Below are 22,294 nucleotides of genomic sequence, written 5' to 3'. Positions count from 1 at the left end.
TGCCGTCAGCCTGCATTGCCGTCCCAGCCCTCGTACGGGTCCCAGCCGCCGCGCTCGTCGAACGGACGCCCGGCGACGGTGAGACCGGAACCGTCGGTGACTCGGCCGATGGCACGGAATCCTCCCGGCAGCCGCGTCCCGGGGCGGAAGGTGGCGAGAAGACTGTGATCTTCGCCGCCACTGAGCGCCGTTCGGATGTCCTCGCCGAGCGCCGCAGGATCCAGATCGATTCCGACCCCGCTCGCTTCGGCCACCCGGCGCGCGTCGAGTACCAGCCCGTCGCTCAGATCGAGCATGGCGGTGGCACCCGCCTCCGCGGCGAGTGGGCCGTCGGCGATCGGCGGTGACGGCCGGAGCTGGGCTGTCACCGGCCCCGGATACGCGCGCAGCACCGCGTGGAACCTCGCTCGATCGGGCTCACCATACGCATCCACCGCCTGCTCGAACAGCAGACGCAGCCCGGCCGCTGCCTGACCGAGCACGCCGGAGACCGCCACGGTCTCCCCCGGCCGGGCACCGCTCCGCAGCACCGGGGCGCGGCCCTGCAGATCGCCGAACGCCGTCACCGCGATGGTGAACGTGTCTGAAACAGAGAGGTCGCCGCCCACCACGCCGCAGCCCGGCGCGAGCGCAGCGCACGCTTCGCGGAGTCCGTCGGCCACGGCGAGCAGATCGTCGACAGGGGTCGTCGACGGCGCCGCGATGGCCACCACCAGACCGGTCGGCACCGCCCCCATCGCCGCGACATCGGAGAGGTTGGTGGCGGCGGCCTTCCAGCCCAGGTCGTACGGCGCCGACCACGCCCACCGGAAATCGGGGCCGTGGATCATCATGTCGGTGGTGACGACGTATCGTCCGTCCGGCGCCGCGAGCACGGCAGCGTCGTCGCCCGGGCCGAGCAGCGCGGACTTCGCCGCGGGAAGCCGCGGGAAGATCCATTTCAGCGTCTCGCGCTCCGATGCCTCCCCCAGCGTCGTTCCACCGGCGGCACTCCCAGACATCGTCATGCATCAAACGGTAGCCTGAATCCGATGTCCAGTTTCCCCCGCGCGCGCCGTCGCCACACCGCCCTCGCAGTGATCCTCGCCACCGCCGTACTCGCCCTCACCGGATGCACCCCCATCGTCTCGCTCGACGCAGCGGCCGGCTCCAACGCAGTGGGTTGCGCCGAGATCAGCGTGCGCCTGCCGGACACGGTCGGCGGTGAAGCGCAGCGGGAGACGGATGCGCAGGCCACCAGCGCCTGGGGCGATCCGGCGGTCATCCTCCTGCGGTGCGGGGTTCCCCCGATCGGGCCGACCACCAAACCCTGCATCACGGTGAACGGCGTGGACTGGGTGCTGATGAACGATCCGGCCGACAAGTCGCTCGTCTACCAGACCTTCGGTCGCACCCCGGCGACCGAGGTGATCATCAATCACGTGTCGGGCGTCTCTGACACCGTCGTGCTCCCTGATCTGGCCAGCGCGATCGCGACCGTGAAACAGACTCAGAAGTGCCTCGCGACGAAGGATGCCGACCCGGCCTCCTCGCCGACCGCGACCCAGACGCCGACGCCCACGCCGTCGAACTGACCTACGCGCGGGCCAGCGCCACCGAGATCAGTTCGTCGATCAGCGCCGGGTAGCTGAGACCCGACTCCTGCCAGCAGCGGGGGAACATCGAGATCGGCGTGAAGCCCGGCATGGTGTTGAGCTCATTCACGACGAAACCGTCCGCCGTGAGAAAGAAGTCGACCCGGGCCAGCCCCTCTCCGCCGATCGCATCGAACGCCGTCGTCGCAAGGGCCTGCATCGTCGCAAGCTCTTCGGCGTTGAGGTCGGCCGGGCATACGAGGTCGATCCCGGGGGCATCGAGGTATTTCGCGGCGAAGTCGTAGAAGTCCCGACCGGAGATCACGATCTCTCCGGCCACCGAGGCGCGGGTGGCTTCGCCGGGGCGGCCACCGAGCACCGCGATCTCGACCTCGCGGCCCACGAGACCCGACTCGATGAGGATGCGGTCGTCTTCGGCGAAGGCGATCTCGATGGCGGCGTCGAGGTCGGCGGCCTCCTTGACCTTGCTCACGCCGACGCTCGAACCGGCACGCGCCGGTTTCACGAACGAGGGAAGCCCGAGCTCGGCGGCGGCCGCCCGAACCGCATCCGGATCGGTACGCCACTCGTACGCGGTCACCGTTCGCCACGGCGCGACGGGGATGCCCGCCTGCTGCAGCACACTCTTGGTGAAGTGCTTGTCCATGCCGAGGGAGCTCGCGAGCACGCCGCTTCCGACGTACGGAAGGTCGACGAGTTCGAGCATCCCCTGGACAGTGCCGTCTTCGCCCCAGGGGCCGTGCAGGATCGGGAACACGATGTCCACCCGGCCGAGCGAGCGCGTTACTCCACCCTCGGTCACGGTCAACTCGTGCGAGCTCGCGTTCTCGGGCCAGTGCACCCGCGTCGCGTTGTCTTCGACGGTCGGGAGCTCCTCGGTGTTCAGTGCGAACCGGGCCGCATCGTCCGGCTGCAGGGTGAAAGCGCCGTCCGCGGTGATGCCGATCGGGATGACGTCGTAGCGTGCGCGGTCAATCGCGGCCAGAACTCCGGCCGCCGTCGCGCAGCTGATCGAATGCTCGCTTGATCGCCCCCCGAAGAGAAGCGCGACCACGAGTTTGTCCGTCATCCAATGTCCTTTCGCCCTGCGGCTCCCCCGAATCCGTCGTGAGGTGGGGAGCGATGTCTTTCGGGTCGAGCGTACCGGCCAGCACCTGGCTCACCTGTCGCACGATCGGCATTTCGACGCCGCGCGCCTCCGCGAGCTTCAGGATGGGCGCCACCGACGCCAGACCTTCCGCGGTCTGGTTCATCTGCTTCACCACATCCGTGAAGCTGTAGCCCTGGCCGAGGAGTCGTCCAGCGGTGTTGTTGCGGCTGAGCGACGACTCGCAGGTCGCGATCAGGTCACCGAGACCGGCCAGGCCGGACAGCGTCGCCGCCTCGGCTCCATAGGCGACCGCGAAGTCGGTCATCTCCACGAGCCCGCGGGTGATGATCGACGCCTTGGTGTTCTCGCCGTAGCCGACACCGTCGACGATGCCGATCGCGACGGCGATGAGGTTCTTGAGCACTCCGCCGAACTCCGTGCCGATCACATCGGTGTTCACGAAACTGCGGAAATACCGGTTCGTCGCCGCCATCGCCACCGTCTGGGCGGTCTCCAGGCTCACCGACGACACGACAGCGGCCGTCGGCTGCTCCCGCGCGATCTCCAGAGCGAGGTTCGGGCCGGAGGCGACGGCGATGCGTTCGGCCTCCACCGGGAGCCCCTGGGCGATGACCTCGCTCATGCGCAGGCCGGTTCCCTTCTCCACGCCCTTCATGAGGCTGACGACGATCGTCGACGGTCCCAGATAAGGCGTGATCGCTTCGAGGTTGGAGCGCAGGGTCTGGCTCGGGATGGAGATGAACACCACCTCCGCGCCGTTCATCGCGTCGCCGAGTTTCGATGTGGCCCGCAGGTTGCGCGGCAGATTGATCCCCTCGAGGTAGTCGCTGTTGCGTTTGACCTCGTTGATCTCCCGAGCCAGCTCAGGTCTCCTCGCCCACAGCGCCACATCCGAGCCGCCGTCGGCGAGGATCTTCGCGAACGTCGTCCCCCAGCTGCCGGCACCGAGAACGGCGACCCGGCGCGGCGCGACCGCGGGCCTTCTGGCAGAGCTAGCTCTCAAAGCGGCCCGTCTCCTTCTGGTCGTGCTCGGCAGGGTTCCACCGGGTCTCGGGAGCTTTCTCGCCACGGAGGTCCTCCAGCAGCGCTGTGATGGCGTCCATGATTACAGCCGTCGCTTCGTTCAGCGTCGCTGCGTCGAGGTTGCGTCCCCGGAACGCCGAGAGGTCGACGGGATCGCCGAACTTCACCGTGACCGTCTTACGCGGGAAGAAGCTGATCTTCTTGCCGTAGCGCGCCATGACCGCCTGTGTTCCCCAATGGGCGACGGGGATGACCGGGATATCGTGTTCGAGGGCCATCCTCGCGGCACCCGTCTTGCCTCGCATCGGCCAGAGGTCGGGGTCGCGGGTGAGCGAGCCTTCGGGATAGATGATGATGATCCCGCCCTCGTCGACGAACTTCTGCGCGGCCTGGAGGGGCGCCGCCCCCCGACCACCCGAGCGCTCCACCGGAACTTGTCCGGACTTGCGGAGCAGCCAGCCGACCACGGGAACTGTGAACAGGCTCCCCTTCGCGAGGAACCGCGGCATCCGGCCCAGGTGCCAGCTGACCATACCGATCATCACGGGATCGATCTCGCTGTAGTGGTTCGGCGAGACGACGTACGCGCCCCGTCGGGGAAGCTTCTCGCCGTCGATCACCGTGAAACGCACGGCGATGCTCATGATCGGGATGACAATACCGGCGAGCACCCAGAAGATCGAGGGCCGGCTCGTCTCTTTCCGGGGGAGTTTCACGGATGCGGGCGCAGGCTTCTGCTCTGAAGAGGGTCGGGACACGTCCCTATTATCCTTCGAGAACGAAGTCGGCTCCCAGCTGCTCCAGCTTGGTGATGAAGTTCTCGTAGCCGCGACTGATGATCCCCACGTTGCTGACGGTCGACCGCCCCTCGGCGCTGAGCGCCGCGATGAGGTGGCTGAAGCCGCCGCGCAGGTCGGGAACCACGATGTCGGCCCCGTGCAGCGGCGTAGGACCGGCGATGATCGCCGAATGGTTGAAGTTGCGCTGACCGAACCGGCAGGGGTGACCGCCCAGGCAGTCTTTGTGGATCTGGATGGTGGCGCCCATCTCGACGAGCGCATCCACGAAGCCGAACCTCTGCTCGTACACGGTCTCGTGCACGATCGACACGCCTTTGGCCTTCGTCAGGGCCACCACGAGCGGCTGCTGCCAGTCGGTCATGAAGCCGGGATGCACATCCGTCTCGATTACGACCGGCTTGAGCTCGCCACCGGGGTGGAAGAAGCGGATGCCGTCGTCGTGGATCTCGAACGCGCCGCCGACCTTGCGGAAGACGTTGAGGAAGGTGAGCATTTCGGGCTGGCGGGCACCACCCACGTAGATGTCGCCACCGGTCGCCAGCGCGGCCGCGGCCCAACTGGCGGCCTCGTTGCGGTCGAACAGCGCGGTGTGGCTGAACCCGACGAGCTTCTTGACACCCTCGATGCGGATCACGCGGTCGGTGTCGACCGTGATGATCGCACCCATCTTCTGCAGGATGTTGATGAGATCCATGATCTCCGGCTCGATGGCCGCACCCTTCAGCTCGGTGATGCCCTCAGCGCGCACCGCCGTGAGCAGAACCTGCTCGGTGGCGCCGACGCTCGGGTAGGGCAGCTCGACTTTGGTGCCGGTGAGCCCGTTCGGCGCAGTCATCCGGATGCCGGTCGGCAGCTTGTCGACGATGGCGCCGAACTTGCGCAACACCTCGAGGTGGTAGTCGATCGGCCGGTCGCCGATGCGGCAGCCGCCGAGGTCCGGGATGAACGCCTCGCCGAGGCGATGCAACAGCGGCCCGCAGAACAGGATCGGGATGCGGCTGGAGCCGGCATGGGCGTCGATATCGGCCATGTGGGCGCTCTCGACGTTGCTCGGGTCGAGCAGCAGCTCGCCCTCGTCCGCTCCGTCGGTGACCTTGACGCCGTGGATCTCCAGCAGGCCCCGTACGACGCGCACATCACTGATGTCGGGGACGTCCCGCAGCACGCTCGGCCCCTCTCCGAGGAGGGCTGCGACCATCGCCTTCGTGACGAGGTTCTTCGCCCCCTTCAGTTCGATCCGGCCGCGGAGGGGGATGCCTCCGTTGATCGCGATGCGATCGCCTTTGAGGCCGACGTGGGCTCCTGCCGCCTGGGCGTCCTGAAGAAGTGAGGTCAAAGTTTCACCGGTATCGTCTTGGGCCGCCAGCTCTCGCGACGGGCTTCGAATTCTGTGATGTGCGCCTCGTCGCGCAGGGTCAGGCCGATGTCGTCCAGCCCTTCGAGCAAACGCCATCTAGTGTAATCGTCGATCTCGAAGGAGACCGTGAGTTCACCGACACTTGCAGTCTTCGCAACCAGATCGACTGTCGCTTCTATTCCCGGCTCCGCCTCGATGACAGCCCAGAGGCGTTCGGCGTCCTCTTCGCTGATCTGGCCGGCGAGGAGCCCCTGCTTGCCCGCGTTTCCGCGGAAGATGTCGGCGAAGCGGGGGCTGAGCACCGCTGTGAAACCGTAGTCTCTGAGGGCCCAGACGGCGTGCTCGCGCGAGGATCCGGTGCCGAAGTCGGCGCCGGCGATAAGGATTTTGCCCGCCCGGTACGGCTCCTGGTTCAGGATGAACTCCGGGTCCTGCCGCCAGGCGTAGAACAGCGCGTCGTCGAATCCGGTCTTGGTGACGCGCTTGAGAAACACTGCAGGAATGATCTGGTCGGTGTCCACATTGGAGCGGCGGAACGGTACGGCCACGCCGCTCACGGTCGAGATCTTGTCCATCAGGCGCCCACCTTCTCTCCAGCGCGGGTATCGGAGAAGTCCTGTCCGGGCGTGTCGCCGCGCGGGCCGTCGTCGAGATCCCACGGGCTCGACAGGGTTCCGCGCACCGCGGTGGCCGCGGCGACCAGCGGCGACACGAGGTGGGTACGTCCGCCCTTGCCCTGACGGCCCTCGAAGTTGCGGTTGGAGGTGGATGCGCAGCGCTCCCCCGGCGCGAGCTGGTCCGGGTTCATCCCGAGGCACATGGAGCAGCCGGCGAACCGCCACTCGGCACCGAACTCTTCGACGATCTTGTCGATGCCCTCTGCTTCGGCCTCGATGCGCACCCGGGCGCTCCCGGGCACGACCATGACGCGAACACCGTCGGCCTTCTTGCGCCCCTTGATGATCGAGGCGAATGCCCGCAGGTCTTCGATTCGGCTGTTGGTGCAGGAACCCATGAACACGGCATCGACGGGGATGCTCTTCATCGGCGTCCCGGCCTCGAGATCCATGTATTCCAGCGCTCGCTCGGCGGCGGCGCGCTGGTTGGCGTCGGCGATGTCGGCCGGGTTCGGCACGGCCTTGCTCAGCGAGACGCCCTGACCCGGGTTCGTGCCCCAGGTGACGAAGGGTTCGATCTCGGCGGCGTCGAGGAAGACCTCGGCGTCGAACACCGCGTCATCGTCGGTAGCGAGCGTGTTCCAGTATTCGACGGCGTCGTCCCAGTCCTGGCCGGCGGGAGCGTGCGGGCGACCCTTGAGGTAGGCGTACGTGGTCTCGTCCGGCGCCACCATGCCGGCACGGGCGCCGGCCTCGATCGACATATTGCAGATCGTCATGCGGCCCTCCATGGAGAGGGCGCGGATCGCGCTGCCGCGGTACTCGAGCACGTAGCCCTGCCCGCCACCGGTGCCGATCTCGGCGATGACCGCCAGGATGATGTCTTTGGCCGTCACACCCGGGCGCAGTTCTCCTTCGACCGTGATCGCCATGGTCTTGAACGCCTTGAGCGGCAGCGTCTGCGTGGCCATGACATGCTCGACCTCGCTGGTGCCGATGCCGAACGCCATCGCACCGAAGGCGCCGTGGGTCGACGTGTGCGAATCGCCACAGACGACGGTGATGCCCGGCATCGTCAGGCCGAGCTGGGGACCGACGACGTGGACGATGCCCTGCTCGATGTCGCCGAGGGAGTGCAGGCGGATGCCGAACTCCTCGGCATTCCGGCGCAACGTCTCGATCTGGGTACGGCTGGTGAGATCGGCGATCGGCTTGTCGATGCCGATGGTCGGGGTGTTGTGATCTTCGGTGGCGATCGTGAGGTCGGGCCGGCGCACCGGGCGCCCCGCCATCCGCAGGCCGTCGAACGCCTGTGGGCTGGTGACCTCGTGCACCAGGTGCAGGTCGATGTAGATGAGGTCGGGCGTGCCATCCTCGCCTTTGACCACCAAGTGGTCGCGCCAGACCTTCTCGGCCAGGGTCAGTGCTCGTCCGTCGACGGACTCGGGCCGACGGTCGGAATCGGAACTCATGGGACTCGGTACTCCTTGCTTGCTTCGGTGGTCAGCCAACGACGAACTCCGCGACGAGGGAGGCCTGAAGACTAGGACCCGTCGCGGCAGCTAAGGAGGAGCACACCGTAGAACACGTTGTCAGGTTATCACCCGAATCGGGCACATCCCTGTCACACGCGCTCGACGCGCACCACGAGCCGACCAAGGCGCACCACGGCACCGTTGGCTGCATCCGCGGGGATTCCGGGCACCAATTCCGTCTCTGCGCCACCCGGGGCCACGACGACGATCCCGTTGGTGGAGTGCACATCGGTGACGCGCACCGACCCCGACGACGGCTCGAAGGCCGCATGGGTCTTCGACACTGAGGAGGCTGGGTCGTCCACCGTGATCAGCTCCGCTTCGCCCCACGGGCCGAAACCGACCGGGTTGCGCCCGACCAGCACCGTCCCATCGAGGGGGATGAAGCGCCCAGTCGGCAGTACGAGGCGCCAACGCGGTTCCCGGCTCTGGGCTCCGACCATCACGTCCGGCGCCGTCGGAGGCCGGAAGACGGGAAGCTTGCCGCTGCGCGCAGGCGCCCGCCTGGTCTCGGTTCCGGTGTCTTCGCGCGGCGGGATCAGGTTCGGCGGGGGAACGATGAAGCCGGACGAGTCCACCAGGCCACTATAGGGCCACGTCGCGACGGCGGCGCCGGTAGCGGAAGGACGCCAGCCTCGCCCGGAGCCAGCCGGCCGAACTCGTTGCCTCGGCCAAAGCGGCATCCGTTCCCGTCCACGCGGCCACAACTCTTCCCTCCGAGACAGTGCTCCCGTCGAACACGGCTGCGTCGACCCGCCGGGCGAGCGGGGTCAGGCCGTCTTCTGGCGTACGGAGGTTCTGCTCGGAGGTCTGCCGTTCGAGGGCCGCGGCGGTCTGTAGCCGCGTCGCGTTGCGGGGAACGGCGAGCCCCAGTTCGACGTAACCGTCGGTGAGCTCGTCCCAGGCGCCGGCCGCCTGCCGATCGGGCGGCCCCTGTGATCGCCGCAGGCGACGCCGGCGACGTTTGAGGGCTCCCACGACGAGCAACGGCACGAAGTAGAGCAGGGCCGGGATACCGATCACACCGGAGACCACCCAGGCCCAACCGGGGATGCCGAAGCCGGCTTTCGGATCTTTGTGCTCGTTGTCCTTCGTCTTCACGGGAGTGAGCAGCTCTTGCGGTTTCGCGTCGGCCGGTGGTGGCTGACGAACTTGCGGCTGCGGTTCGAGCTTCGGCTTCGTCGTCTGATTCTTGGGGGCATCCGTCTTCGTGGGCGTGGGGAAGAACGGAACCCAGCCGACGCCCTCGAAAGCCACTTCATCCCACGCGGTCACGTCATTCCCGGTCACCGTCGTCGACTGCCCGGCCACGACCTTGGGGGCGAACCCCATCACGATGCGGGTCGGATAGCCGAGGCGGCGCGCCATCAGGGCGAACGCACCGGCATACTGCTCCTGATCGCCGACCATCGGCTGCTTGGCGAACAAATCGGTCATCCGGTCGGCGCCCTCCCCGGCTCGCGACGGCACCGGATCCGACGCCCGCCCATGGCTGAGGTAGCCGAACGTCTTGAGGGAGCGCTCGATATTCCGCAGTTTCTGGATGGCGCTCGTCGCCGAACCGGCGTACTCCTCCGCCTTCGCCGAAACGATGTCAGGAATGTTGGTCACCGGAGGCAGCGTCATGGCGGCCGGTGCCACCCGCGCCAGCGCCTTGTCGTTGGGGATCTTCTGAGCGGTGGCGGAGAGGGTGTAGCGCAGTCCGTCGCCGACGCCGCTGGTGACGGCCGTTGTGCCGGTGACGGTGTTCACGCGCACGGTTCCGGCGGGGTCGTCGCCACGGTACGCGTCGAAACCGAGGTCGGTGACGTAGCCGATCGTCGGCAGCCAGACATCCGAATAGTCGGCGATGACGATGCTCGCCGTCGAACGCGCGCCCGCCGTGAACAGAGGCGGGCGCGGGATCGTGCTGCCGAGCAGCTGGAAGGTCCCGGATGCGGTCGAACCGGCATCGGGAGCCGTAACGCTCCACACCACCCCGTCGTAGCTGTCCATCGTCGCCAGGCGCACGAGCTGACCGGAGTCCAGTCCATCCGCGGTGAAGAGCTTCGTCTTCTCGAGGTCTTTCGTATAGTGGCGGAAACCGGCGAGCGGACTCGGGTAGTCCAGCGGATCGAAGGGTGGGGTGACTTCCTGCCGGAGCACGAATCTGCTGGCCGCCGGCGGTGTCAGCACCGACCCGGCCAAGGCCCCGGCCACGACGGACCCGATCACGACGATACCGGTGCCCACCAGCCGTCGCCGACGGAGCCCGGCGTCGACGGAGACCTCCACCGCTCCGGCGCGCCCCCGCCTCCAGCCGAGCCAGATCAGCGCGACGGCGGCGAAGAGAACGCCGCGCACTCCGGCGAAGTACGGGTCGCGGGTGCCGAGAAGGATTCCGGCGACGAACAGCAGCAGGGGGCCGGTCAGCAGCACCGCAGCCCGGGCGACTCCGCGCGTTCGCGCCGCGGGCAGCCAGCGAACGGCCAGCGAGACCGTCACCAGCGCCACGAGCCAGCTCGCGAAATAGGGAACGACGGCCACATACGGCGGAGCCTCCAGAGGCGCCTGCAGCGTCACCGCATCCGCCCAGCCGAACACCGCGCCGAGGACCAGCCCGGACAGGCTGTCAAGCGACGGCAGCACAGCGACGGTGGCCTGACCAGGCATGGCGAGCGGTGTACCCAGAAGAAAGTAGGCCGCGAGAGCGAGGGCGACCGTGATCGGCACGGAGAGGCGGAGCATCCGGCCGAGCACCGCGACACCGCCGCCGATGACCAGCCCGCCGAACGCCGCGAGGGCGAACGAATAGTGCCCGAAGGCCGGCTCGAATCCCAGCACGGCCAGCGCGCTGAGCGCGGAAAGGACTCCGACATCCAGCCACGAGGTCGCCGGCAGTCGGTCGACAGCGGAGGCACCGTTCCCCGCGGGGGCGACCGGACGCGTCGTCGCGCTCACCGTCCGGCCCGTTTCAGGAGTGCGGGTAGCTCGCCCAGCTCGGAGACGGTGGCGAGCATCATGCCGCCCAGCCGGCTGAGCCTGGGCTCCCCGGCTGCATCGACCCGCACCGCGACGATCTCGGTGTCGTTCCCGAAGAGCGTGACCGCCGCACGCAGCTCCGCCGCCCCCAGTCCGGAGCCGACGACGAGCACGACGAGACTCGGCGAGGCGAGACGCAGCGTGCTCTGGCGGACGAAGTCGCGCAGACTCGCGTGCATCCCGTCGACCGGCTGGATTCGGCAGGAGTCGTCGAGCAGGGCCGTCGGCGTCGCCACCCGCAATGGCTTGCGCTGCCAGACGGCGTCGATCTCGGTCTCTTCGCGGATCACTTGGCAGCCGATGGACGCCAGCACCGAGACGCCCAGCTCGAACTCATCGTCCGAGGCGAAATGCGCCCGCTCAGCGTCGAAGACCAGCAGCAGCTGGGAGCGCCGGGTCTCCTGGTATTGGCGCACCATCAGCTGGCCGGTGCGCGCCGAGGTGCGCCAGTGGACGTTGCGGATGTCGTCCCCGGGCTCATAGGTGCGCAACGCGTGGAATGCGAGGTCGCTGTCGGTGATGACTTTGGTGGTCTGCCCCTCCAGGTCGCGCACCAGACCGCGCGCGGTCGCGACGAGGCGTGTCGTTCGCGGATGCACGAACAACTCGACCTGTCCCGTCCAGGCAGTCGTGCGGCGAACGAGGCCCAGCTGGTCGCCGCGCACCGAGAGAGCCGGGCCGGCCAGGATGAGGGCCCGGCGGGCGGTCGGAACAGCGAAGAGCTCCTCGGTCTGCGCCCCCGCGGCGAGACGGGGGATCATGAACTCCGCCGTGCCGGCGCCGACCGGCAGCTCGACACGGGTCGGCAACACCGCACGCGAGCCGGTGTTGGTCACTTCCATCCTGCCGAGCGCTCGCTCCCCCGCGACGACCCGCCTCGGGTTCAACTCGATCTCGACCGCATAGGTCGAGCGGCCGAAGACGAAAGCGAGCGCGATGAGGAAGGCGGCGAGAAGTGTCGCGGCGACGAAACCGAACTCCGCCCAGGCGAACACGACCGCGAGCACGATCGAGACCACGGCTCCGGAGAGCGCGATCCAGCCCAGTGGGCTGACGACCGCCAGCACCGGTCCGACCCGCCCCGCCACGACCCGCCAGGCGGGACCGAACGCTTTCACCCCGGCGCCGAGACCGCGGGAGAGAGCATCCCGCACCTGTCCGACGGCGATACGGCTCTGCGAGAGCGCCGGAGGACGCCGTCGACGGCCGGATGCCGGGGTCGCGTCGGCTGAGGGCGCGGCAACCGGGGGCGCAGCGGAGGTGGCGGTCTGTGCGGTCATGGCGGGAAGGCGCTCAGGCGGCCCGATAGGCCGGCGGGTTCGCTTCGGCGACGGCGCGGCCCACGATCTGCTCCGCGGTCACCCCGGCGAACTCGGACTCCGGGTCGACGATGACACGGTGGGCGAGCACGGGAATCGCCAGTTCACGGATGTCGTCGGGCGTCACATACGTGCGGCCTGACGAGATCGCCCAGGTCTTCGCCGCGCGGGCCAGGGCGAGTGCGCCGCGGATGCTGACGCCGAGGGCCGAATCCTTGTCGTCCCGTGTGGCGGTGACGATCTCGCTGAGGTACCCCATCACGGAGGCGTCGGTGTGCACCTCCGACGCCAGCTGAGACAGTGTCACCACGGATTCGGCCGCGATGATCGGCTGCACCGATGCCGCCCGCGAACGGTTCGAGGCATCCAGCAGCAGGTCGACCGTCGTGGCATGGTCGGGGTAGCCGAGCGATGTCTTGATGAGGAAGCGGTCGAGCTGCGCCTCGGGCAGCGAATACGTCCCCGCCTGCTCCACCGGGTTCTGCGTCGCGATCACGATGAACGGTGCGCCGACGGGATGGCCGACACCATCGACCGTCACGACGCCTTCTTCCATGACCTCGAGCAGCGCCGACTGGGTCTTGGGGCTCGCACGGTTGATCTCGTCGGCCAGCACGACCGAGGCGAAGATCGGTCCGGGGTGGAATTCGAACCGACCGTTGCTCTGGTCGTAGATCGTGACGCCGGTCACATCGGACGGCAGCAGATCGGGGGTGAACTGGATGCGCGACTGCGTACCTTCCACCGTGTTGGCCAGCGCCTTCGCCAGCACGGTCTTGCCCGTTCCTGGCACATCCTCGAGCAGCACATGACCGTTCGAGAGCATGGCGGTGATGACGAGCCGGATGCTGTGCTCCTTTCCGAGGATCGCCGTGTCGACATTGCCGACGAGCTGCGTGAAGGCACCGGCGAACCAGTCCGCCTGTTCCTGAGTTACTGCCACGGTGTTCCCATCTCTATTTGGACCAGTCCTGCACACTGCTCTGCACGCCGCCGGCGGTCACGTACGCTCCGGGGAACCCGCACCACGCGTCCTGCCCGTTGGGGGCCCCGCGGAAATGCGCCGAACCGCTCCCGTCCGTGCTGACCGAGCGCGTCTGGAGCAACCCGCCGCAGTAGAAGCCGATCGCGTACGACGTGTTCGCACCGAAGTGGTTCAGCGTGACGTCGTACGTGTAGCTGTGGTTGTAGCCCGGCTCCAGCGCGCCCTTGGCGAGGTCGATCGACGGTTGAGGGTCGGGCTTCTTAGCGACGCTGACGCTGTTCGAGGAGGCGACCTCGCCGTAGTTGTTGTTGTGGGTGTTCTTGGCCCGCACTCTGAACGAGTACGTGCCGACACCCTGATTGCCGACCTGGGCGCTGGTGCCGCTCGTCGTGTTCCAGGAGCCGTTGTTCAGGCTCCACTCATACGTGACGGAGCCACCGCCGGTTCCGGCCGGATCGGCGAGCGCGCTCCAGCGCATGGTCACCGTCGCGGGTGCGTACTGGTCCGCGTCGATGTTCAGTCCGCCGACCTTCTGCGGGGTGCCGTACGGCACCACCGCCGCCGATGCCACCGAGAACTCACTCCAGCCGTCCGCGTTCAGCGCCCGGACCTGGAACGAGTACGCCGTGCCGTTGCGAAGTCCGCCGATCGTCACCTGGCCGACGCTGGCGGCCGTCACCGTGCTCGGCCCGCCCGTGATCTCGTACTTCGTTATCGGTTTGCCGTTGTCGGCCGGTGCGGCGATGGTCAGGGTCGCCTGCGCATCCGAGGCCCTCACATTGGTCGGTGCGGCCGGTTTGGCCGGAACGTCGTGCACGGTCACCCGGTACTGGCCGATGGCCGCGGCCGTGCGTTTCGGGTCTTTCGTCGCATCCTCGACGTGATAGACGACATTCACGGCGCCGATGGATGCCCCCGAAGCCGCACTCACCGAGATCGAGGAGCCGGTGAAGGTCACCGTGACCCCAGCGGGGGCGCTGTCCGCCTTCGCATCGGTGATCGTCAGGGGATGGCCGGGGAACGGGTTGACCCACGCTGCATCGCTGGACGCCCCGGTCAGCGTCGCCGTCTGCCCCCGCTTCACCTCCTGGGTCTGCGGCGGATTCTTCTGCGAGGCGACCGGCCGGTTGGAGCTCACGACCTGCACGTTCACGGTTCCCGTGATGCTGTGCGTGCCCGAGCTGATCGTCACCGTCACCGCGGTCGACTCCCCCGCCTGCGTTCCGAGGGGCGCCTGAAGTGTGAGCGTCGACCCGTTCAGCGACACCGAGATGTTCTTGGTCGACCACCGGGGGTCGCTGTAGACGAGCCTGCTGAGGATTGCAGGGTTGGGGTGGAAGCTCGAGGCACGCAGATCGACGGTGAGCGGCTTCTCTCCGGGCTCGATCTTCTCGCTCGGCGCGGTGAAGGTGGGTGCGACATCCGATTGGTCTGGATTGCCCACCGTGATCGGGAGCACGAGCGTCGTGATCCGGTCTTTGGACTGCCCCGCTTCGCGTCCATCGTTCACCGTGAAGGTGACGGCAGCCGGCCCGCGATAGTCCTTGGGCGCGGTGAACGTCAATGTCTGCTCGCCACCGAACGACGAACGGCCGTCGCTGTTCGTGGCACTCACACCCGACGCACCGGTCAGCTTCGTGGAACGGCCGGAGGGAACGTCGAGGATGTCAGACAGGTTCCAGCTCTTCGAGCCGCCCATCTGCACGATCTGCTGGGGAAGCGACGACCTGATCCGCGGCGGTGCGGTGGCGTCGCCCTTCGGCGGAACGACGACGAACGCATCCCCGCTCAGCCCGGTCACCGGATCGGTGACCGTGTACGCGATGGCCAGGCGCTGCGTGCCGGGATGCACGGTGATCCTGCCATCCGTGCCGGCCTCCGCAGCGGAGGCGTTCGACCCGGTCACAGCGAGCTTCAGATCATCGACGAGGCCGCTCGGGTTGGCAGCCCCGGCCAGGGCGTCCACGGTCACAGACGATTTCGCGGCCACCGCATCCGGCTCGAGCACGTGGTCGATCGCGGTGGGATGCTGCTCCTTGGCGTCGGGCGTCACCGTCACCTGGATGAATGCACTCGCCACCCCGCCCTGGCCGTTTGCGATCTGGTATCGCACGACGTAGGCGCCCTCCGTCTTCGGGGCGGTGACGAGCACCACCTTGCCGTGAACGGATGCCTTGAGCCCGGCATCCACGGCCAGGAGCTTCTTCTGCAACGCGATCGTGTAGCCGTTCGGATCGGAATCGTTGTCCAGCACCGGAACCGACACCGTGCGGCCGGGCTTCACCTGCACAGGATCGTTCGACGCGATCGGGGGCTGAACTGCGGCCGGCCGCGGCACGACCCCGATGGTGACCGTGCCGGTCGCCGTCTTGCCGTAGGTGTCCTTCACCCGGTACGTGAAGGTGTCGGTGCCGGCCGAGTTCGGGTAAGCCTCGTACGTGAACGAACTGCTGGAGCTGTCCGAGATCCGGCCGAGGGTGGGCTGGCTGCCGAGACCGTCGAGCGTCACGGAGTCGCCGTCGGGGTCGATGCCGTTGAGCGGCACATCAACCGGAACAGCCGACCCGGCGAACGCGCGGATGGTCAGGGGTTGCGGCTGCGGCGCACGGTTCGTGCCCTTGTCCGGTGCCGTCACCACGAAGGTCACGGTCGCCTGGGCCTTCTGACCGACCTTGTCGGTGATGCCATAGACCACGCTGTACTGCCCGGCGGTCTTCGGCGCCTGATAGCGCACGAGCTTCCCGCTGACGAAGACCGTCGATCCGGGACCGGCCGTGCTCGCATCGCGCAGGGTGGGATCCAGCGTGAACGGCGCATCGTCGGGCGAGGAGTCGTTGTCCATCACCGGCACGCTGGCGATATCGCCGGCCCGCACAGTGACGACATCCTCCACGGCGACCGGGGGCTGATGGGTCACCAGCGGAGGGACCGGCACGACCGTGATCCCGGCCTTCGCCTCATGGATGCCGTCGGAGACCGTGTAGACGAGCTGCACCTGCTGGGCGAGCACGGTCGGCGCGGTGACTTTGACCACTGCGTTGTCCAAGACCTCGACGTTCAGATCCTCGGCGCCGGCGCCCGCCGTGACCGAACGAACGACGAGCACACGCCCGGAGGGTGATTCGTCGTTGTCGAGCACGTTCACACTGGTCGGCTCTCCTGGACGCACATAGGCCGTGTCCGTCACCGCGACCGGCGGCGCATCGGACGTGCCGTTCGGAGCGATGTTCACGCGGATCAGACCGGTCGTCGACTTCGGACCGGCGCCGAGCGTGTAGGTGACGTAGTACTCGCCCGGAGCATTGCCGAGCACAGTGACCGTGCCACGCGCCGCATCCGTCGTCACCTGCGCGCCGTCGCCATCGAGGCTGGCGCCCACGAGCGTGAGCGGCTCCCCCGAGGGCGACGTGTCATTGCCGAGCGGGTTCACCACGATCGGCTGGCCGGTGAATCCCGCACCGAAGTCCGGCACGGCCACCGGGTCGAGCGTTCCGGCCGCTTTGACGGTGACGAGCAGGCTGCCCGTGGTGCTCTTCCGCCCATCCGAGACCGTGACGTTGACCTCTTTGGAGCCGGTCTGCCCGGTCTTGCTCGTAAAGGTGATCTCGCCGTCCGGCTTGAACTGCACATCGTCTTCCGTCGTTGCTGCCGCGCCCACCAGCGAGAGGTCGTCGCCGTCGGGGTCGCTCCAGTCGTTCAGCACGTCGTACGACACCGACTGTCCCACCTCGGTCTGCGCGGTACTCGTGCGGCTCGCGACCGGGTCCGTGTTCTGGTCGGGCTGGCGCAGCGTGGCGTCCACCTGCGCCGACGACGTTCCACCACGTCCGTCGTCGATCGAATAGCGGAACGAGATGGTGCCGCTCAGGTCGGCGTTCGGCGTGAATTGGATTGCACGACCGCCCTCGACGAGGGCGAGGCTTCCCTGACTCTCGGGAATGCTCGACGTCTCGGTGATCGTCAGCACATCGCCATCGGGATCGGTGTCGTTCGTGAGAACCGGAAGCACTGTCGAGCGCCCGGGACGCACCCCGAACGAGTCATTCACGGCCGTCGGGGGACGATTCACCTTCGAACGCTGGGCGAGCGTGTCGGCGAACGACTGCAGAACCGGCTTCTCTTCGCCGGTGTCGCCCTGCACCGTCGTCTCGTTCGGTTTCAGCTGGGCCCAGTTCTGCACGAGGCGCATCGTGGAGGAAACGACCCAGGCATTGCCGTCGCGCAGATTGTTGAGCGCGATGACGCCGTGGTTCACCCGGAACTCCAGGTCGTCGCCCTGAACGGGCTGGTCGATGTCGACGCCGATCGGCTTCTGGCCATCACAGGCGTACAGGTAGCGCGCCGAGCCCGCCCAGGCCCCATACGAGCACGACCCCAATCGCACGGGCGCAGACACCGTCGTCACGCCGCCCGACGACGTGGCGCCGGCCGGATGCGCGACAACCCTGCCACCGTCGAGCGGAACACTCAGCAGGCTCGATGCGGTCGCCACCAGAACCGAAGCGTCCGCATCCCCAGGCTGTTGCACGCGCAGACCTGTGGCCGGCAGATCGATCGTCTTCCCGTCGCCTGTGATCACGCGGTTGCCCTGGCTGTCGAACACGACGGGTTCGTCACCCACCGCCGTGAGCTGGAACCGACCGGGCACCGGGAAGGATGCCGTCGACGGAGCAGCGCCCGGGTGATCGACCGTGTAAAGACGGTCGCCCTTCGGTGCAACGACGAATGTCTTGCCCGATTTGGCGACCGCCAGGCGGGCATCCTGCCCCACCTTCACCACGGGCTTGGTCTTCGTCTTGTCGAAGTCCAGCCGGCCGGAGGCGTCGATCACCCACAGCTCGCCACTCGGCGAGAGCACCGAGAGGGTGTTGGCGCCATAGGCGACTTCAGAACGTTCCGGCACCTGGATGCGCCCGCCGAGAGAGACGAAGGCCGGGTCGATGCGATCAACGGTGCCGTGCACCGTGTCGGTGAGGAAGTATGCGTTGCCGTCCTGCAGAACATCGAGATCGGCGCTCGCACCGGTCACGGCTGCATCCAGCTCGTTGATCTGGTGGTTGAGGCGGCCGCCGAGGAGCTTCTCGCCGTTGGTGACCCACACATCCCTCGTGTCGAGGTTCACCGCGTTCACCGGGAATCCGCGGTGCAGAACGGCGATCGTGAGGGGAACACCGGCCACCACCGCCAAGGCTGTGATCGACGCAAGCGTCTTGCGTTTGCGTATCCACGCCGTCACTGATCCCACTGCTCTGATATCCCCCTGTCGGAAAGCCTGTCAACGCTAACACGACACCCATACGGGGGCGGAATGGGGATGACTCCCCATCGGCAGCGTCGGTCAGGGACCGGCCGGGTCCTCTTCGCCCGGCGCCGAGACGTCGTCGAGCGCGGCCACATCGTCGAGTCCGACGAGATGCGTCGTCACGGCGTACTCCACGAGACGTGCCCTCCGGTTCGTGGCGAGCTTGCCCCGGCCGCCTCGCAGCCCCGCTACACCGAGCTTGTCCAGCTTGTCACACACATTGTCGAGCTTGCGGTTGAAGGTCGTCATGCTCCACCCGAGCCGCGCTGCCGCCTCCGCCGAGCTGGGGATAGTCCCCCTCCCCGGCACGGATTGCAGGAGCACTCCCTCGGCCAGTGCCACGATGAGCTGACGTTGGGTCGTCGTGAGGGTCACCGGAAGTACGGTCGTCGACCCGCCGGAGTCGTTCACCGTCACCGCCGTGTTGAAGTAGTCGTCCTCGCTGGTGATCGTGAAATCGTAGGTCGTCGCGCCCGCGCTGAACATCACGTGCATCGTCTGGAAGACGATCGGCAGCTTCGCCCCCGGCGCAAGCCACGCCTGCACCGTTCCGGTCGAATCGCTCACGGTCGCGGTGAGGAGCGTGCCGACGTTCGCCAGCCACCACATCCCGAAGTCGCTGGAGATCGAGAGGAACCGGCGGTGGAGATACGGGTTGTCGTCGATCGAGAGGTCCGACTCGCGACCGATCCCGAACTCCTGCGGTTCGGTGACGGTGTAGAGCTCGCCGCAATAGTCGATCGTCAGCGGCCTCACGGCGAGCACGCCTTCAATGGCGCCGAGGTACGGCCGGAGCGCACCGTGACCACCTCGATGCAGGCGCCGACACCGGCCGTGAGCCCGGTCAGCTGCGCCCGCGGCTCACCCGTGACAGTCGGCGCGTCGGTCGTTCCCTCGCGCCGCCACTGGTACTGATCGCCTTCGACCGGCTTCTCGGTCCTCCAGACGATCGTCGCGGAGCTGCCGTCGGGTGCGCGGGTGGCCGACACGAGGGTCGGTGCGGGCACGACCGTCACCGCGACGGTGCCGTCCCCGGCCGACCCCGGCCGACCCGAGTGCCCCGCCGCCGGCCCTGTGCTCGGCACCAGTACAGCCGCCAGGATGCCACCGGCCACCACGAGCACCGCCGCGACCGCGATCGTGGGAAGGAGCCAGCGGGAACGGCGGGGCGGTGCGACGGCGGGCGCCTGGCCGGGCGCGTCGGGGTGTGCCTTCGCCGACGACGATCGCGGCCGGACGATCGTGCTCTCGATCGGAACCGCCGGCGTCGAATCAGGATCGACCGACGGAAGAGATCCCCGGATACGGGTGGGCTCAGCATCCGCCGGGACGGCCGGCGTATCGGCGGCCGGAGTGGCAGCCGACCGCCGAGCGGCAGGCGGCTTGCCGACGCCCTGGGCATCGATCGTGGCGACCGATCGGACCCGCGTCTCGTCCGCCGACGGCGCCACCGGACGTTCATCGACGACACGCAGGTTCGGCACGTCGATGCTCGTCGGCGCGAACCCGAGTTCGAGTTCGACGCGCTGCAGGGCCCGCGCGAAGTCGACGGCCGTCGCGAACCGGTCCTCCCGACGGGTGGCCATCCCCTTCTGCACCGCGGACACGAGGGACCGCGGCAGGTCATCTCGGTCGATCGGCGTGATCATCCCGCGCTCGATACGGCCGATCAGGTCGAGCGTGCCGTTGGAGCGACCGGGAACTTCGAATGGCGAACGCCCGGCGAGAAGCGTGTGGATGGTCGCGGCAAGCGAGAAGACATCGCTGCGCACATCCGGCTGCGGGTCGTCGCCGAACATCTCAGGAGGCGACCAGGGAACGCTGAGCCCGACCGAGCGGCTCCCGCTGGTGCCCGTGTCGACGACACCGCCCCTCAGATCGCTCAGTGACGCGGTGTGCACGGGAAGCTCTTCGAGCGTCGACGCGATCCCGAAATCGGTGAGCGCCGGCCAGCCGAAGTCGGTCGTCAGTACGTTCGCCGGCTTGATGTCGCGGTGCAGGATTCCGACGCTGTGCGCCGTCGCCACCGCGCTCGACAGCCGCACCCCGGTGCGAAGTGCATCCTCGGCGCTGAACCGTTCCCGCTTGAATCGGTCGCCGAGCGAGGCTCCCGAGCAGTACTCCATCACCAGATACGGCCGACCGTCGGCCGCGATGTCGGCGTGGTGGATCGTCACGATGTACGGGTGCGCAGACAGCTGCGCCATCAGGTTCGCCTCGGCCACGAAATGTTCCCGAGCCGCGTCGTCCACACTGTCGGTGAGGAGCACCTTGACGGCGACGCTCCGTTTCGGCAGCTGCTGCTCGTACAGGAACACATCGGAGAACCCGCCCGACCCGAGCAGTCGGATGAACCGGAGGCCCGGCAGCTCCGGCGGTGTCGAGGCGAGTCTCCTCATGCGTCCTGCCCGACGGTGAGCGTGATGCCGCTGCCGAGGTCGACGACCGTTCCGGCGATCACTGTCGTCGGCTCTCCCTGCCGCAGCTTCTGCGGCGACTTCCCCGGCAACACGATCACCGTGCCGTTGCGCGAGTGCAGGTCGGTGACGACGACGCTGTCCCCCTCGACCGCGATGGTGGCGTGGCTGCGGGAGATGTCCTGCTCGTCGCTCGTGACGGTGATCGGGCGCGGAACCGGCCCGCGTGACGTGCTGGAGGCGACCGGCGACCGCCCGACGACGATCGGCGGAACCAGATATTCGCGGCGCCCGTCGAAGAGATCGACGAAGAAGCGCGGCGCGGCAGCCACCGGTGCGACCATCGGGGCCGGCTGGTCGGCTCCCCCGCGATCGCGGCGCTCGCTGAAACTGCCGCTGAAGACGGTCATACCGTCGTGATCGCCTTCGCGTTCCGTCGCGGGCGGCGGAGCCGAGTCGGTGATGAACCCCGGGATGTCGATTCGGGCAGGCGCGTCGACGTCGTCCGTCTCGGGTCGAACGGCCGCGTCTTCCACGCTGCGCATGAGTGTCGCCCCGAAAAGGTGGTCGTAGCCGGCAGCCTCGGCCGGGGCGGCGATCGTCGCCTCGGCGATCGTCGCCTCGGCGATCGTCGCCTGCGCGATCGGGATCACGGCAGGCGGCTCCGCCTCTGCGGGCGCTTCCGCTTCCGCAGGCGGCTGCGCCTCGACGACGATCGGTGCGGTGATCGGCGCCCGTCGCGGCGCTGCCCCGTTCTGCGGCGCACGCTCTGGCTGCGCCGCCGCCGGCCACGCCACGGTGGTGGCCCATACCGCACCGTCGCAAAGCGGAAGCGGCGCGAGAAGCGAGTCGTGCCCGGGCACCGCCAGTCGCAGAGCGCTCACACCGGCGACCTGCTGTTCGAGCCAGGTTGACACCCCGGCGGCGTCGACGATCCGCTCCGTTCCGTCGACCGTGAGGGTGGCGGTCACGATACCGCGGACCGCGAGCAGAACCTGCCCATCCCCCGTCTCCGCCAGGGCGAACGCCGGCGTGCGAGCGAAACCGTCGACGGCCAGCGCTTCGAGCGCGGCGGCGAAACCGTCGGCGAGGGCACGTCGGTACGACCCGATCCGATCCACCTGTTCGGGAGCTTCGACGAGCAGCACGCGGCGGCCCGACACGACCACCGTCCACTCCCCAGAGGCGGCCTGCTGAACCTCGAACACGGCG

The 22,294-nt window shown here is 68.1% G+C and carries 16 protein-coding genes; 1 reads left to right on the top strand and 15 read right to left on the bottom strand.

The window, feature by feature from the left end:
• Positions 1 to 5: 5 nt before the first annotated feature.
• A complete protein-coding gene (thiL, locus tag K5L49_RS01250) occupies positions 6 to 1,007 on the bottom strand; it encodes a thiamine-phosphate kinase (RefSeq protein ID WP_223690230.1) in 1,002 nt (333 codons plus the stop codon).
• A gap of 24 nt (positions 1,008 to 1,031) precedes the next feature.
• On the opposite strand from thiL, the gene K5L49_RS01245 reads away from it, so the two are divergent.
• Positions 1,032 to 1,574 (top strand): DUF3515 domain-containing protein, encoded by a 543-nt coding sequence (locus tag K5L49_RS01245; protein ID WP_223690229.1) that lies wholly within the window; start codon positions 1,032 to 1,034, stop codon positions 1,572 to 1,574.
• Between the two features lies 1 nt (position 1,575).
• On the opposite strand, the gene K5L49_RS01240 is transcribed toward K5L49_RS01245, so the two are convergent.
• The 14 genes from K5L49_RS01240 to K5L49_RS20345 all read right to left on the bottom strand — a co-directional run bounded on the left by K5L49_RS01240 (position 1,576) and on the right by K5L49_RS20345 (position 22,290).
• On the bottom strand, positions 1,576 to 2,664 hold the full coding sequence (locus K5L49_RS01240; RefSeq protein ID WP_223690228.1) for a D-alanine--D-alanine ligase family protein: 1,089 nt from the start codon (positions 2,662 to 2,664) through the stop codon (positions 1,576 to 1,578).
• A complete protein-coding gene (locus K5L49_RS01235) occupies positions 2,567 to 3,709 on the bottom strand; it encodes an NAD(P)H-dependent glycerol-3-phosphate dehydrogenase (protein ID WP_223690227.1) in 1,143 nt (380 codons plus the stop codon). Before K5L49_RS01235 ends, K5L49_RS01240 begins: the two co-directional genes overlap by 98 nt.
• A complete protein-coding gene (locus tag K5L49_RS01230) occupies positions 3,699 to 4,487 on the bottom strand; it encodes a lysophospholipid acyltransferase family protein (protein ID WP_223690226.1) in 789 nt (262 codons plus the stop codon). Before K5L49_RS01230 ends, K5L49_RS01235 begins: the two co-directional genes overlap by 11 nt.
• 7 nt (positions 4,488 to 4,494) lie before the next feature.
• The gene (gene murA, locus K5L49_RS01225) at positions 4,495 to 5,865 is read right to left on the bottom strand and encodes a UDP-N-acetylglucosamine 1-carboxyvinyltransferase (RefSeq protein WP_223690225.1); all 1,371 of its coding nucleotides are present in this window, start codon (positions 5,863 to 5,865) and stop codon (positions 4,495 to 4,497) included.
• Positions 5,862 to 6,461 carry a 3-isopropylmalate dehydratase small subunit gene (gene leuD / locus K5L49_RS01220; RefSeq protein ID WP_223690224.1) on the bottom strand — a complete coding sequence of 200 codons (600 nt, stop codon included), beginning with the start codon at positions 6,459 to 6,461 and terminating at the stop codon, positions 5,862 to 5,864. Before leuD ends, murA begins: the two co-directional genes overlap by 4 nt.
• Positions 6,461 to 7,975, bottom strand: a complete 1,515-nt coding sequence (gene leuC / locus K5L49_RS01215) for a 3-isopropylmalate dehydratase large subunit (protein WP_223690223.1) — start codon at positions 7,973 to 7,975, stop codon at positions 6,461 to 6,463. Before leuC ends, leuD begins: the two co-directional genes overlap by 1 nt.
• A 152-nt stretch (positions 7,976 to 8,127) precedes the next feature.
• A complete protein-coding gene (locus K5L49_RS01210; RefSeq protein ID WP_223690222.1) occupies positions 8,128 to 8,616 on the bottom strand; it encodes an FHA domain-containing protein in 489 nt (162 codons plus the stop codon).
• A 7-nt stretch (positions 8,617 to 8,623) separates the two neighbouring features.
• Positions 8,624 to 10,978 carry a transglutaminase family protein gene (locus tag K5L49_RS01205; protein ID WP_223690221.1) on the bottom strand — a complete coding sequence of 785 codons (2,355 nt, stop codon included), beginning with the start codon at positions 10,976 to 10,978 and terminating at the stop codon, positions 8,624 to 8,626.
• Complete coding sequence (locus K5L49_RS01200; protein ID WP_223690220.1) at positions 10,975 to 12,339, bottom strand: DUF58 domain-containing protein; 1,365 nt, start codon at positions 12,337 to 12,339, stop codon at positions 10,975 to 10,977. Before K5L49_RS01200 ends, K5L49_RS01205 begins: the two co-directional genes overlap by 4 nt.
• 13 nt (positions 12,340 to 12,352) lie before the next feature.
• Positions 12,353 to 13,321 carry an AAA family ATPase gene (locus tag K5L49_RS01195; protein WP_223690219.1) on the bottom strand — a complete coding sequence of 323 codons (969 nt, stop codon included), beginning with the start codon at positions 13,319 to 13,321 and terminating at the stop codon, positions 12,353 to 12,355.
• 13 nt (positions 13,322 to 13,334) lie between these two features.
• Positions 13,335 to 18,599: an Ig-like domain-containing protein gene (locus K5L49_RS01190; RefSeq protein WP_223690218.1), complete on the bottom strand. Its 5,265-nt coding sequence runs from the start codon at positions 18,597 to 18,599 to the stop codon at positions 13,335 to 13,337.
• 102 nt (positions 18,600 to 18,701) lie between these two features.
• A complete protein-coding gene (locus tag K5L49_RS01185; RefSeq protein ID WP_223690217.1) occupies positions 18,702 to 19,421 on the bottom strand; it encodes a hypothetical protein in 720 nt (239 codons plus the stop codon).
• Positions 19,418 to 21,064, bottom strand: coding sequence for a serine/threonine-protein kinase (locus K5L49_RS01180; protein ID WP_223690216.1), 1,647 nt, complete (start codon positions 21,062 to 21,064; stop codon positions 19,418 to 19,420). The genes K5L49_RS01185 and K5L49_RS01180 overlap by 4 nt, the downstream gene beginning before the upstream one ends.
• Positions 21,061 to 22,290 carry an FHA domain-containing protein gene (locus K5L49_RS20345; protein ID WP_223690215.1) on the bottom strand — a complete coding sequence of 410 codons (1,230 nt, stop codon included), beginning with the start codon at positions 22,288 to 22,290 and terminating at the stop codon, positions 21,061 to 21,063. Before K5L49_RS20345 ends, K5L49_RS01180 begins: the two co-directional genes overlap by 4 nt.
• Between the last annotated feature and the right edge of the window lie 4 nt (positions 22,291 to 22,294).

It is taken from the genome of Leifsonia poae, assembly GCF_020009625.1.
Taxonomy (GTDB): Bacteria; Actinomycetota; Actinomycetes; order Actinomycetales; family Microbacteriaceae; genus Leifsonia; species Leifsonia poae_A.
This window is presented reverse-complemented; position numbering and strand designations above follow the sequence as displayed.